At 65.9% G+C, this 12614-nt stretch carries 13 protein-coding genes; 3 read left to right on the top strand and 10 right to left on the bottom strand.

The features are described from left to right. Window positions 1–73 precede the first annotated feature (73 nt). The 5 genes from ACGHN1_RS06235 to plsY all read right to left on the bottom strand — a co-directional run bounded on the left by ACGHN1_RS06235 (window position 74) and on the right by plsY (window position 5203). Window positions 74–367, bottom strand: coding sequence for a GIY-YIG nuclease family protein (locus tag ACGHN1_RS06235; RefSeq protein WP_390549349.1), 294 nt, complete (start codon window positions 365–367; stop codon window positions 74–76). A 95-nt stretch (window positions 368–462) separates the two neighbouring features. After that, window positions 463–645 (bottom strand): hypothetical protein, encoded by a 183-nt coding sequence (locus tag ACGHN1_RS06230; RefSeq protein WP_390549348.1) that lies wholly within the window; start codon window positions 643–645, stop codon window positions 463–465. Next, window positions 645–3191, bottom strand: a complete 2547-nt coding sequence (gene topA, locus ACGHN1_RS06225) for a type I DNA topoisomerase (RefSeq protein WP_390549346.1) — start codon at window positions 3189–3191, stop codon at window positions 645–647. Before topA ends, ACGHN1_RS06230 begins: the two co-directional genes overlap by 1 nt. A gap of 309 nt (window positions 3192–3500) precedes the next feature. Next, window positions 3501–4592 (bottom strand): DNA-processing protein DprA, encoded by a 1092-nt coding sequence (gene dprA, locus ACGHN1_RS06220; RefSeq protein ID WP_390549345.1) that lies wholly within the window; start codon window positions 4590–4592, stop codon window positions 3501–3503. Beyond that, on the bottom strand, window positions 4589–5203 hold the full coding sequence (plsY, locus tag ACGHN1_RS06215) for a glycerol-3-phosphate 1-O-acyltransferase PlsY (RefSeq protein WP_390549343.1): 615 nt from the start codon (window positions 5201–5203) through the stop codon (window positions 4589–4591). The genes dprA and plsY overlap by 4 nt, the downstream gene beginning before the upstream one ends. Window positions 5204–5268: 65 nt before the next feature. Between plsY and murI the strand changes: the two genes are divergently transcribed. From murI to ACGHN1_RS06200, 3 genes are all read left to right on the top strand, one after another. Further along, a complete protein-coding gene (murI, locus tag ACGHN1_RS06210) occupies window positions 5269–6063 on the top strand; it encodes a glutamate racemase (RefSeq protein ID WP_390549341.1) in 795 nt (264 codons plus the stop codon). A 123-nt stretch (window positions 6064–6186) separates the two neighbouring features. Next, entirely contained in the window at window positions 6187–7407 is a 1221-nt protein-coding gene (gene hemA, locus ACGHN1_RS06205) for a 5-aminolevulinate synthase (RefSeq protein ID WP_390549339.1), read from the top strand. A gap of 43 nt (window positions 7408–7450) precedes the next feature. Continuing rightward, entirely contained in the window at window positions 7451–8125 is a 675-nt protein-coding gene (locus ACGHN1_RS06200) for a nitroreductase (RefSeq protein ID WP_390549793.1), read from the top strand. A 4-nt stretch (window positions 8126–8129) separates the two neighbouring features. On the opposite strand, the gene ACGHN1_RS06195 is transcribed toward ACGHN1_RS06200, so the two are convergent. From ACGHN1_RS06195 to ACGHN1_RS06175, 5 genes are all read right to left on the bottom strand, one after another. Continuing rightward, complete coding sequence (locus ACGHN1_RS06195; protein ID WP_390549337.1) at window positions 8130–8570, bottom strand: hypothetical protein; 441 nt, start codon at window positions 8568–8570, stop codon at window positions 8130–8132. Between the two features lie 32 nt (window positions 8571–8602). Further along, entirely contained in the window at window positions 8603–9808 is a 1206-nt protein-coding gene (locus ACGHN1_RS06190) for a type III PLP-dependent enzyme (protein ID WP_390549335.1), read from the bottom strand. Between the two features lie 190 nt (window positions 9809–9998). Next, window positions 9999–11171, bottom strand: a complete 1173-nt coding sequence (locus ACGHN1_RS06185) for a carboxynorspermidine decarboxylase (RefSeq protein ID WP_390549333.1) — start codon at window positions 11169–11171, stop codon at window positions 9999–10001. Next, entirely contained in the window at window positions 11161–12210 is a 1050-nt protein-coding gene (locus ACGHN1_RS06180; RefSeq protein WP_390549331.1) for a peptidyl-alpha-hydroxyglycine alpha-amidating lyase family protein, read from the bottom strand. The genes ACGHN1_RS06185 and ACGHN1_RS06180 overlap by 11 nt, the downstream gene beginning before the upstream one ends. After that, window positions 12200–12610 carry a GxxExxY protein gene (locus ACGHN1_RS06175; RefSeq protein WP_390549329.1) on the bottom strand — a complete coding sequence of 137 codons (411 nt, stop codon included), beginning with the start codon at window positions 12608–12610 and terminating at the stop codon, window positions 12200–12202. The genes ACGHN1_RS06180 and ACGHN1_RS06175 overlap by 11 nt, the downstream gene beginning before the upstream one ends. Window positions 12611–12614: the final 4 nt, after the last annotated feature.

Below are 12614 nucleotides of genomic sequence, written 5' to 3'. Positions count from 1 at the left end.
AGCTCGGTTCTGGTGTCGCTCGCGTCGCGCCTGTGGATCGAGACCCAGCTTTCGCTGGGGTGACGGATTTCGTTTAGCGGTTAATATCCTCGAACAGGTCGCGCCAGTCCGGGTTCGATTTCTCGATGAGCTCGATCTTCCAGTCTCGCTTCCATGCTTTCATCGCCTTCTCGCGGGCGATGGCGTCTTCGATCGTATCGTGATGCTCGACCAAGACCAGCAGCTTCAAACCGTAGCGGCGCGCAAAGGCAGACCCCCTTCCCACGCGGTGCTGTATCATACGAGCATCGATGTCGGCCGTCACACCTATGTACAGCACGCCGCGCGGTTTGTTGGTGAGGACGTAGGTATAGCCGCCCCGCTCCATCTCTCATCTCCGTCATCCCAGCGAAAGCTGGGATCCCTCGCTACTAGCGCCGATGCAGCGGAACGAGATCCCAGCTTTCGCTGGGATGACGAACATCACCGCTTCTTCGCGATTGCGATCTTGTTCTTCTTGGCGAAGTCCTTGGTCGATTCCTCGCTGCGACCGATGGCCTTGGCGATTTCCTTGAGGCCCTTGCCCTTGGCGGCGAGGGTACGGAGCTGGCCGGCCTCGTCGGACTTCCACGGCTGCTTGTGGCGTTCGAAAAATTCCTTGGCCATCAGCTCGCCGCCTTTTTCTTGGCGGGCGCCTTCTTCGGCGCCGCCTTCTTCTTCGGCGCCGCCTTCTTGCGTCCCTTCTTCTTGGGCGGGCCCTTGGCGGCGCGGGCGTCGATCAGCTCCACCGCCTGCGCTTCGGTCACATCCTCGGGCTTCACATCCTTCGGGATCGTCGCATTGGTGGTGCCGTCCGTGACATAGGGCCCGTAGCGGCCCGGCATCACCTTCATCTCGCCGCCGCTGGTGGGATGCGCGCCGAGCGTCTTGATCGGTTCCGCCTTGCCGCGTCCGCCGCCACGGTTCGCGGCCTGGGCAAGGATGTCGACCGCGCGGTTCATGCCGACCTCGAACACTTCCTGCGTGCTCGACAGCTTGCCATACTTGCCATCGTGCCTGAGATACGGGCCGTAACGTCCTATAGCAGCTTCGATTTCCTTGCCGGTTTCCGGATGTGCGCCGACGATGCGCGGCAGGCTCAGCAGCTTCAGCGCCCATTCGAGATCGAAATCGTCGACATCCTTGGGAATGCTCGCGCGTTTGGCTTCCTTGCCTTCGCCGAGCTGGACATAGGGGCCGAAGCGGCCGCTCTTGCGCTCGACCGGCAGGCCGGTCTCCGGGTCCTCGCCCATCACGCCGTCGTCTGCCGGGTCCTCGCCGTCCGCGCCGGGCTGGGCGAAGCGGCGGGTGTATTTGCATTCGGGATAGTTCGCGCAGGCAACGAAGGCGCCGAACTTACCGCCGCGCAGATGCAGTTCGCCCCCTTCGCGTCCTTCCTGCTCGCACAGCGGGCAGAAGCGCGGGTCCTTGCCATCCGCGCGCTCGGGAAAGAGATAGTCGGAAAGGTATTCGTCGAGCACCTCGGTGACTTCGGATGGCTTCCTCTCCATCACCTCCTCGGTCTTGGGCTTGAAATCGCGCCAGAAGGCCTCGAGCAGCCTCTTCCAGTCCTCGCGCCCGTCGGAAACCGTGTCGAGCTCGTCCTCGAGCCCGGCGGTGTAGTCGTAGGCGACATATTGCGGGAAGAAGCGTTCGAGAAACGCCGTCAGCAGCCGGCCGGATTCTTCGGCGAAGAAGCGGTTCTTCTCCATCCGCACATAAGCGCGATCGCGCAGGGTCTGGATCGTGCTGGCATAGGTCGAGGGGCGACCGATGCCGAGCTCCTCGAGCCGCTTGACCAGGCTGGCCTCGGAAAAGCGCGGCGGCGGCTGGGTGAAATGCTGGTTGGCCTCGACGCTTTCCTTGGCTGGGGAATCGCCCTTGCGGAGCACCGGCAGCAGGCCCTCGTCCTCGTCGTCGCTATCGTCCCGGCCTTCCTGATAGACCGCGAAATAGCCCGGAAACTTCACCACCTGCCCGGTGGCGCGCAGCTCGTGGCTCCCGGTCGCGTCGCGCAGGGTGACGGTGGTGCGCTCCAGTTGCGCGGTCGCCATCTGGCTCGCCATCGCGCGCTTGAAGATCAGATCGTAGAGCTTCGCCTCGTCGCCCGATCCCGCGCGATCCTTGCGGAAATCGGTCGGGCGGATCGCCTCGTGCGCTTCCTGCGCGTTCTTGGCCTTGCTCTGGTAGAAACGCGGCTTCTCCGGGCGGTATTCGTCGCTGAACCGCTCGGCGATGGCGTCGCGCGCGGCCATGATGGCCGACATGTCCATCTGCACGCCGTCGGTCCGCATGTAGGTGATCGCCCCCGCCTCGTAGAGCGATTGGGCGAGCCGCATGGTGTGGCTGGCGGAGAAGCCGAGCTTGCGGGCCGCCTCCTGCTGGAGCGTGGAGGTGGTGAAGGGCGGCGCGGGGTTGCGCTTCAAGGGCTTGGTCTCGACGTCCTCGACCGTGAAGCGCCCCGCCTCGACCGCGGCCTTGGCAGCCATCGCACTGCCCTCGTCGCCGAGCGTCAGCTTCTCGAGCTTCTTGCCGTCATACTTGACCAGACGCGCATCGAACTGCGTGCCGTCGTGCTGCAATTTGGCCAGCACGCTCCAGTATTCGTCCGCGCGGAAGAGCTCGATCTCGTGCTCGCGCTCGCAGATCAGGCGCAGCGCGACCGACTGGACGCGGCCCGCCGATTTCGCGCCGGGAAGCCGCCGCCACAGCACCGGCGAAAGCGTGAAGCCGTAGAGATAGTCGAGCGCGCGGCGCGCCAGGTATGCGTCGATCAGCGGCTGGTCGAGCTCGCGCGGCGCCTTCATCGCCTCGGTCACCGCCCCTTTGGTGATGGCGTTGAACGTCACCCTGTCGACCTTGGCGGGCAGCGCCTTGCGCTTGGTCAGCAGCTCGCGGACATGCCAGGAGATCGCCTCCCCCTCGCGGTCGGGGTCGGTGGCGAGGACCAGCCGGTCGGCCTTCTTCGCCGCGTCGGCGATCTCCTTGAAGCGGCTCTGCTTGTCGCGATAGAGTTCCCAGTCCATCGCGAAATCCTCGTCCGGGCGGACGCTGCCGTCCTTGGGCGGCAGGTCGCGGACATGGCCGTAGGAGGCGAGGACCTTGAAGTCCTTGCCCAGATATTTCTCGATGGTTTTGGCCTTGGCGGGCGATTCGACGATAACGAGTTGCATGAGGTTGGCGGCAGTCCCTTACGTGTGCATATGCGTATACGCGCGAAAATGGGGTTCGGCATTTCGGGGCGTCAAGCGGGATTGTTTCGCGCGGAGGCGCAGAGGAAGCTGAGGCCGCTGAGGTTTTCCACACGAAGACACGAAGGCACGAAGGGTTTTCGCTCGCGGCGAAGCCGCATGCCCATGAAATTGGCTAGCGGATAGAAGGCCTGCGGCGCACCGGGCACAACATCTTCGTGCCTTCGTGTCCTCGTGTGATTCCCTTTCCTCTGCGCGCTCTGCTTCCCCTGCGCCTCTGCGCGAAACAGCTTAGCTCGCCAAGCTCACCCGCCCCGCAGCGTGTCGCTCAAGCCGTCCGGCGATCTCTAGCTCCAACAGCGCCAATTGCACCGCCGCCGCGCTCTCGCCCGACTGGCGGATGAGTTCGTCTACCGCCACCGGGGCGGTGGTCAGCAGGCTCTCGACATCGGCCGGCTCGGCGTCTGCGAATTCGTCTGGCGTCCAGTCGAATGTCGACGAGGCTTCGCGGAAGGTGCTGCGCGGGCTGCCGTCGAAAGTGCTGAGCAGTTCCACCACGTCGCCCGGTTCCTGAACCAGCACCGCGCCTTCGCGGATCAGGTGGTTGCAGCCGTGGCTGCGCGCTTCGAGCGGGCTGCCGGGGATGGCCATGACCTCGCGCCCTGCCTCGCCCGCCAGCCGCGCGGTGATGAGGCTGCCGGATTTGACCGCCGCCTCGACCACCAGCGTGCCGCCCGCGAGCCCGGCGATGATGCGGTTGCGGCTGGGGAAGTGGCTGCCGCGCGGCTCGGTGCCCGGCGGCTGTTCGGCGAGCAGCAAGCCCTCGCCGGCAATCCGCTCCTGCAGATCGGCGTGCTGCGGCGGGTAGGCGATGTCGATGCCGCTGGCGATCACGCCGATCGTGTGCGGGAACGCACCCTCGTGCGCCGCACCGTCGATCCCGCGGGCGAGGCCCGAGACGACGGTGAAGCCCTCCCCCGCCAGCACCGCCGCGAAATCGCGCGCCAGCTTGACCGCCGCGGCGCTGGCATTGCGCGCACCGACCATGGCGACGCAGGGTCTGCTCGCGTGGGGAAGATCGCCGCGCCAGGTCAGGATCGGTGGCGCGCTCTCCAGCTCGGCCAGCAGTGCCGGATAGTCCGGCTGATCGTGGAAGAGGTATTTCGCCCCCGCCCGGCGCACCGCCTCGATCTCGCGCTCAATCCTGTCGACCGGCGCGGCGCGGTACGCCCGTCCGCCCCGCTGCGCGAGATCGGGCAGCGCCGCGATCGCCGATACCGCGTCGCCGAAGCGCGTCAGCAGCTGCGCATAGCTCACCGGGCCGATATTGGGGGAACGCAGCAGGCGGATGCGGGCGAAAGCCTCCTCCTGCGAAAGCGTCATTTGCGGCCGCCGACCTTTGGTTCCTCGCCTCTCGCCAGGCGCCCGATGTTGGCGCGGTGGAGGTAGATGATCACCGCGGCGATCGCTGCGAGGACCGGGAAGAACTGCGGGTAGCCGAACAGCGGCGCGGCTGCGGCGGCGGCGACCACGGCGGCCATTCCGGCGAGGCTGGAGATGCGGAAGATCGCCAGCACGCTCAGCCAGACCAGCGCATAGGCGAGTCCGATCGGCCAGCCGAGCCCGAAGCTGACCCCGGCATTGGTCGCCACCCCCTTGCCGCCCTTGAAGCCGAGCCAGACGGGGAAGCAGTGCCCGAGCACCGCGCCCCCTGCGGCGAAGGCCATCGCCACCTCCCGCGCCTCCCCGCTGCCGTCGAGCGCGAACCACATCGCCGCCAGCGTCACCGGGACGAAGCCCTTGACCAGGTCGAGCACCAGCGTGCCGGCCGCCAGCGCCTTGTTGCCGGTGCGCAAAACATTGGTCGCGCCGATGTTGCCGCTGCCGATCTTGCGCACGTCGCCCAGCCCCGCCGCCTTCGTCAGCAGTAGGCCGAAGGGAATCGATCCGATCAGGTAGCCGAGCAGTGCGGCGAGAAATGCTTCCGAGCCCATGCGCGCACCTATAGCCACGGTCGGGCGCTTGTCGAAAGCCGCAATATCCGCCTAGGACCGGCGCGATGCGCGCGGACGCCCCCATCCTGATCTTCGATTCCGGCGTCGGCGGGCTCACCGTGCTGGGTCCCCTGCGCCGATTGCTGCCCGATGCGCCGGTGATCTATGCCGCCGACATCGCCGGCCTTCCCTATGGCACCAAGAGCGAGGCCGAGGTGGCGGCGCGGGTTTCGGGACTGCTCGGGCGGATGGCGGAGCGATATCAGCCGCGTCTGATCTGCATCGCCTGCAACACCGCCAGCACGATCGCGCTCGGCATGGTGCGCGAGGTGCTGGAGACGCCGATCGTCGGCACCGTGCCGGCGATCAAGCCCGCCGCGGCGATGACGAAGAGCGGCACCATCGGCCTCCTCGGCACCGAGGCGACGATGCGGCAGCGCTATGTCGACGAGCTGGAGAGCGCCTTCGCCGAGGGCAAGCGGCTGCTGCGCCACGGTGCCAACGGGCTGGTGATGCTGGCCGAGGCGAAGCTGCGCGGCGAGCGGGTGAGCGTCGATGCGGTGGCGCAGGAGGCCAAGGGCCTGGTGCTGCAGCCGCATGGCGAGGCAATCGACACCGTGGTCCTCGCCTGCACGCATTTCCCGCTGCTCCGAGAGGAATTGCAGGAAGCCTATGGCAAGGACGTTACGCTGATCGACGGGGCCGAAGGAATCGCCCGGCGGATCGTTTCGCTGAGCGAGGGACAGGCCTTCTCGCGCGAACGCCCCGACTTCGCCGTCACCACCGGTCCGTTGGGGGATTTCGAGAAGCTCGGCGATGCCTTCGCCCGGCACGGGATCGAGCGGCTCGAACGCTTCTGATCCCTTTGCGAATCGTTCGCAAAGATCGCGGTGGAAATACCCGGGATTCCGCACTAAATCGCTCGCGATCGAGGCCGCTCGGGAGGCGGTGCGGACTTTCGGCATGCGTTGGCGGGTGAAGCGGTGAACTACGGACAGATCTTCGACGAGGCGATCGGCCGGCTCCATTCCGAAGGCCGCTACCGCGTGTTCATCGACATCCTGCGCAACAAGGGCGCCTATCCCAATGCGCGCTGCTTCGCCGGGCACAACGGCCCCAAGCCGATCACCGTGTGGTGTTCGAACGACTATCTCGCCATGGGGCAGCATCCCAAGGTGATCGAGGCGATGGAAGAGGCGCTGCACGATGTCGGTGCCGGATCGGGCGGCACCCGCAACATCGGCGGCAATACGCACTACCATATCCAGCTCGAGGAAGAGCTCGCCGATCTCCATGGCAAGGAAGGGGCGCTGCTGTTCACCAGCGGCTATGTTTCCAACGACGCAACGCTCTCCACGCTGGCCAAGCTGCTGCCCGGCTGCGTGATTTTCTCCGACGAGCTGAACCACGCCAGCATGATTGCCGGCATCCGCAATTCGGGCTGCGAGAAGCGGGTCTTCCGCCACAACAACCTCGCCCATCTCGAAGAGCTGCTGGCCGCGGAAGACATCGACACGCCCAAGCTGATCGCCTTCGAGAGCGTCTATTCGATGGATGGCGATGTCGCCCCGATCCATGCGATCTGCGATCTGGCCGAGAAATACAACGCGCTGACCTATGTCGACGAGGTCCACGCGGTCGGCATGTACGGCGCGCGCGGCGGCGGCATCACCGAACGCGACGAGGCCGCGCACCGGCTCGACATCATCGAGGGGACGCTGGGCAAGGCATTCGGGGTGATGGGCGGCTACATCGCGGCCGACAAGCGGGTGATCGACTGCATCCGTTCCTATGCGCCCGGCTTCATCTTCACCACTTCGCTCAGCCCGGTGCTGGCCGCGGGCGTGCTGGCGGCGGTGCGCCATCTGAAGCAATCGTCCGAAGAGCGCGAGGCGCAGCAGGCGAACGCCGCCCTGCTCAAGAGCATCTTCGCCGAGCGCAATCTGCCTGTCATGCCGAGCACCACCCATATCGTCCCGCTGATGGTCGGCGATCCGGTGAGGGCCAAGAAGATCAGCGACATCCTGCTTGCCGAATACGGCGTCTACGTCCAGCCGATCAACTTCCCGACCGTGCCGCGCGGCACCGAACGCCTGCGCTTCACTCCCGGCCCGGCCCACACCGAAGAGATGATGCTCGACCTCGCCGATGCACTGGTCGAGATCTGGGACCGGCTCGAGCTGGACCTCGCCAGGGCCGCCTGACCGGCGATGGCATTGGCCTCGCGAAGGTTCGTCGATGCCTGACATGACTTACGACGAGGTCGTGCTCGGCCGCCGGTCCACCCGGGGTTATCTCGACAAGCCGGTCCCGCGCGCACTGATCGAGGACGTGCTGGCACTGGCGATGCGCTCGCCTTCCTCGATGAATACCCAGCCCTGGCATTTCCATGTCATCACCGGCGAACCGCTCGACCGCATCCGCAAGGGCAACACCGACAACATCCTCGCCGGCGTTCCAGACAGCCGCGAATTCCGCCGCGGGCAGCCCTTCGCGGGCGTTCATCGCGAGCGGCAGGTCGGCGTCGCCAAGCAGCTCTTCGGCGCGATGGGGATCGACCGCGACGACAAGGAGGGCCGCCAGGACTGGGTGCTGCGCGGCTTCCGCCAGTTCGACGCCCCGGTCTGCGTGATCGTGGCCTACGATCGCGAGCTCGCCGACAGCGACGACACCGCCTTCGATTGCGGCGCGGTCACCACCGCGCTGGTCAACGCCGCCTGGTCGCGCGGGCTCGGCTGCGTGATCAACAGCCAGGGCATCATGCAGAGTCCGGTTGTGCGCGAACATGCCGGCATCCCCGACGATCAGGTGATCCTGAAGGCGGTCGCCATGGGCTGGCCCGACGAGAACTTTCCGGCCAACGCCGTGGTCAGCGAGAGGAAGAGTGTCGAGGAGGCCGCGCGCTTCGTCGGCTTCGACTGACGGCTCAATCCCGGCAATAGCCCTCGCCTTCCTGCACCACGAGGCAGTCGCTCTTGTCGAGCAGCCATTTCAGGCCGGTCTCCTCGCCGGTGCCGGTCCGCAGGACGAAGCTCTCTCCATCACGCTCGAAGCGGATGCCGTCCTCGACCGCGACGCCCTGATAGGTGCCGCGCGTGTCGAGATCGGACTGCATCTCGATCGTATAGGTGCCATCGCCATTGGGCCGGATGTCGGCGAACATGCCCTCGACCCCGATCCAGCGTCCTTCCCACTCCGCATAGGGGTCGACCAGCGGAGAGGCTTCGACCTCGGGAGCCTCGACTGGCGCGGGAGTAGCTTCGCTTGCCAGGGCCTCGGTCTGCTCCTCGGCGGGCTCCGGCGCACAGGCCCCCAGCGCGCCGATCGCCGCGACTGCACAGATCGTCGATGTCCAATCGGGTCTCATCGCTCTCTCCTTCGCTCGCCTGATAGCGGATGTCAGCGCAGGCTCACCACGTTGTCGGCAGCCGGGCGTGCGCGGCTGCCATCGTAGAGGCTGGCCATCGGCGCGTCTTCCACCGTCACCGCCCTGGTCGCGCCGAAGCCGTTGAATTCGGTCTTCATGGCCGCGCCATAGGCGCCGAGCATGCCGATCTCGAAATAGTCGCCGGCCTGGATGTCCTCGGGCAGGCGGAACGGGCCGGTCATGTAATCGGCATCGTCGCAGGTCGGGCCATAGAAGGCAAAATCCATGTCCGGCTTGATCAGATCGTCCTCGAGCGCGCGGACCGGGAATTTCCACGCCACATGCGCGGCGTCGTAGAGCGCGCCGTAGGCCCCGTCGTTGATGTAGAGCTCGTCGCCGCGGCGCTTCTCCACCTTGACCAGCAGGCTCGAATATTCGGCGCACAGCGCGCGGCCGGGTTCGCACCACAGCTCCGCGTTGTAGGCGATCGGCAGACTGTAGAAGTTCTGGTGGATGATCTGGAAATAATCCTCGAGCGGCGGCGGCTCCATGCCGGGATAAATCGAGGGAAACCCCCCGCCGACGTCGATCATGTCGATGACCACGCTGGCCTCGCCGATGGCGATGCGCACGCGCTCGAGCGCCTGGACATAGGCGAAGGGAGTCATCGCCTGGCTGCCGACGTGGAAGCACACGCCGAGCCAGTCGCAGTGCTGGCGCGCTTCGCGCAGGATCAACGGAGCCTCGGTGAGGTCGCAGCCGAACTTGGAGGCGAGGCTGAGCTCGGAATATTCGCTCGAGACGCGCAGGCGGATGCACAGCCGCAAATCGGTGGCCGGCGCGCCGGTTTCCGGATCGCGACAGGCCTCGACGATCTTCTCCAGCTCCTCGACGCTGTCGAGGCTGAAGGTCTTCACCCCATGCTCGCGATAGGCCTCGCGGATCGCGCCCGGCGCCTTGATCGGGTGCATGAAGCACAGCACCGCCTGCGGCAGGGTGGCGCGCACCATCCGAACCTCGGCGATCGAGGCGACGTCGTAATGCGTGATGCCGGCGTCCCACAGCACGCGGATGAGGTCGGGCGATGGATTTGCCTTCACCGCGTAGAGCGACTTGCCCGGAAATTTCTCGACGAAGAAACGCGCCGCGCGCGCCGCGGCATGCGGGCGGTTGAGAATGACCGGATCGTCGGGCGCGAGGGTGCGCGCTACGGACTTGGCGTCAGGGAAATGCTGCAACTCAAGGGACCCCCTAAACAGCGCTTTCGCGCCATGAAACGACAAGCTGCCTTGCGGTTAGGAAGGGTCCTTGGGGCAGCGGGAGCGGCGCACATATACGATTCGTCATGCATCGCAAGTGAATAGCGAGGCCGCGAATGCAAGATTGCGACGGGATGCGCCGCGCCTGTCGCGCGACGGGTCGTGCGCGTCAGCTCAACCGGTCGCGGAAGGTCTCGTAGCCGAACTCGCGCACCAGATCGAGCTGATCGGTCGTGCTGTCCCACAGCCAGATGCTGGGCAGCTGGACGCCATTGAAGGTGTTGGTCTTGACCATGGAATAATGCGCCTGGTCGAGGAATGCGATGCGCTGCCCCGGTTCGGCGGGGACCGGCAGGCCATAGTCGCCGATCACGTCGCCCGCGAGGCACGACGGCCCGCCGAGCCGCACCGGTGCCTCGCCCGGCTTCTCGTGCAGCATGGCGGGCCGATAGGGTGCCTCGATCACGTCGGGCATGTGGCAGGTGGCGGAGATGTCGGTGATTGCCACCGGCATCTCGTTCGCGCCGACGTCGAGGATGGTGCCGACCAGAATGCCCGCATCGAGCGCCACCGCCTCGCCCGGTTCGAGATAGATCTCGGCGCCCGTGTCTTCCTTCGCATCGCGCAGGAACTCGACCAGCTCCTCGCGCTGGTAATCGGCGCGGGTGATGTGGTGCCCGCCGCCCATGTTGATCCACTTGAGCTGGCCGAACCAGGGTTCGATCGCGTCGAACACCTTGTCCCAGGTGCGGTGGAGCGGCTCGAAATCCTGCTCGCACAGATTGTGGAAATGGATGCCTTCGACCCCTTCCATATGCTCCTCGGTCAGCTGGTCGAGGGGGAATCCAAGCCGGCTGCCGGGGCTCGAGGGATCATAGCGGGGCACCTCGCCGGTCGGGACCTGCGGATTGATACGCAGGCCGACATCGAAATCGCCGCCGGTCGCCCGGCCCTGCTCGAGGATCAGCGCGGCGCGCCGCATCTGGCCCGGCGAATTGAAGATGACATGATCCGACAGCCGGCAGACCTCTTCCAGCTCGTCGGGCTTGTAGGCTGCGGAGTAGGTCGCGATCTCGCCGTCGTAGAACTCGCTCGCCAGCCGCGCTTCCCACAGGCCCGAGGTGCACACGCCATCGAGATATTCGCCGATGATCGGCGCGACGCTCCACATGCTGAAGGCTTTCAGCGCCGCCAGCACCTTGATCTCCGCCGCGTCGCGAATATCGGCCAGCACCTGGCAATTGGCGCGCAGCCTGGCCGCGTCGACCACGAAAGCGGGGCTGTCGACCCGGTTCAGATCGAATTCGGCAAAGGCACCCGGATCGCCGGCTCTAGTTTCCATTCGCACTCTCCGCTGCTTCCTCGCCGTCGCGCATCCGGCTGATGTCGATACGGATCACCCGGTCGCCATAGACGTCGGTCATGTAGAGCGCGCCGCCGGTGCCCAGCGCGAGATCGTGGCCGAGGCTGCCGTTGCCCGGAAGCCCTGCGTCATACGCGCGGTAGAGCCCGCCCTCGGGATCGTAGATGCGGAGAATCGCGCCGCTGCGGTCGGCGCGGTCGCGGCCCTCGACCACCGCCAGCCAGCCGCCGCCCATCGCGGCGAGGCCGTAGGGATGTCCCGTCGCTTTCTGCCCGCGGGTGCCGACGAATGCGCCGGTATCCTTGTCGAGCACCTGGACCCGGGCGTTCTCGCGGTCGGCAACGTAGATGAAGTCCTCGTCCACGGCCACGGCGTGGGGCAGGTCGAACTCGCCGGGACCGTTTCCGGCCGATCCGTATTCCTCGATGAAATCGCCGCGCCTGTCGAACACGGCGATGCGGGCATTGTCGTAGCCATCGGAGATCAGCACCCGATCGCCGTCGAAGGCGATGTCGCTCGGCTTGCCGAAATGCATCGCGTCGCTGCCGGAGACGCCGCGTTCGCCCAGTACCAGTTCGAGCGTGCCGCCGGGGCTGAAACGGAACACCTGTTCGCGCACCACGTCGGTGATCCACACCCGGTTCTCGGCGTCGATCGAAATGCCGTGGGGCATGACGAATTGTCCGGCCCCCCATTCGTCGAGCAGCCGGCCATTGCGCGCGAACACGAAGACCGTCGGCTCTTCGATGACGTCGTCGGCGGATGGCAGCACTTCGCCCCATTCGCGCCCGGCGCGGTGGAGCACGAAGATGCGGCCCTCACCATCCACCGCGACGCCGCTGGGCGCGCCGAACGCGGCATCCTCGGGAACGGTCGGCCAATCGGCAACGATATTCGCCCGCGGCGCCTCCTCGGGAGCCGGCGCACGATCGGCGCAGGAGGCGAGAGCGATTAGGAGAGCTATTGCACCCAGTCTCTTCACACGAAGACACGAAGACACGAAGAGATCAGCGACCATGAAACGGTCCGCGATAGTCGTTTGCAACGCGCTTTATTCCGTCCTTGAAGGTTGATTGCCCGAAGTTCATCAGCAGTCCCAACGGGAGGTTCATCAGTCGCAGGTAAGTGAGAACCTGCTTGGCATGAACGGGCGAAGCACGCTCGGTCGATTTCAACTCGACGACCAGCAAATCCTCTACCAGCAGATCGATCTTGAATGCGTTGTCCACGACAACGCCTTCGTAGTTTATCGTGATGGGAACCTGACGCCGAACAGCCAAACCTTGCTGCGAGAGGATTTTGAACAAAATCAGTTCGTAGGCGGTTTCCAGCAGACCCGGGCCGAGTTTCCGATGCAGGTGAAAGCCGCAATCGATGATCGTTCGAGCAAGCGCCTCAATCCGGACTTCGCGCGACATCTTC

The sequence above is a fragment of the Qipengyuania sp. MTN3-11 genome (genome assembly GCF_042851825.1).
In the GTDB taxonomy this organism is placed as follows: Bacteria; Pseudomonadota; Alphaproteobacteria; order Sphingomonadales; family Sphingomonadaceae; genus Qipengyuania.
Note: the sequence above shows the minus strand (reverse complement) of the source record. Positions and strands in the feature narration are given on the sequence as shown.

Bases quoted from the DNA above. Each gene is read 5' to 3' on its own strand.
- ACGHN1_RS06235 (WP_390549349.1), bottom strand. From the start codon at position 367: ATGGAGCGGGGCGGCTATACCTACGTCCTCACCAACAAACCGCGCGGC.
- ACGHN1_RS06230 (WP_390549348.1), bottom strand. From the start codon at position 645: ATGGCCAAGGAATTTTTCGAACGCCACAAGCAGCCGTGGAAGTCCGAC.
- topA (WP_390549346.1), bottom strand. From the start codon at position 3,191: ATGCAACTCGTTATCGTCGAATCGCCCGCCAAGGCCAAAACCATCGAG.
- dprA (WP_390549345.1), bottom strand. From the start codon at position 4,592: ATGACGCTTTCGCAGGAGGAGGCTTTCGCCCGCATCCGCCTGCTGCGT.
- plsY (WP_390549343.1), bottom strand. From the start codon at position 5,203: ATGGGCTCGGAAGCATTTCTCGCCGCACTGCTCGGCTACCTGATCGGA.
- murI (WP_390549341.1), top strand. From the start codon at position 5,269: ATGCGCGCGGACGCCCCCATCCTGATCTTCGATTCCGGCGTCGGCGGG.
- ACGHN1_RS06200 (WP_390549793.1), top strand. From the start codon at position 7,451: ATGACTTACGACGAGGTCGTGCTCGGCCGCCGGTCCACCCGGGGTTAT.
- ACGHN1_RS06195 (WP_390549337.1), bottom strand. From the start codon at position 8,570: ATGAGACCCGATTGGACATCGACGATCTGTGCAGTCGCGGCGATCGGC.
- ACGHN1_RS06185 (WP_390549333.1), bottom strand. From the start codon at position 11,171: ATGGAAACTAGAGCCGGCGATCCGGGTGCCTTTGCCGAATTCGATCTG.
- ACGHN1_RS06180 (WP_390549331.1), bottom strand. From the start codon at position 12,210: ATGGTCGCTGATCTCTTCGTGTCTTCGTGTCTTCGTGTGAAGAGACTG.
- ACGHN1_RS06175 (WP_390549329.1), bottom strand. From the start codon at position 12,610: ATGTCGCGCGAAGTCCGGATTGAGGCGCTTGCTCGAACGATCATCGAT.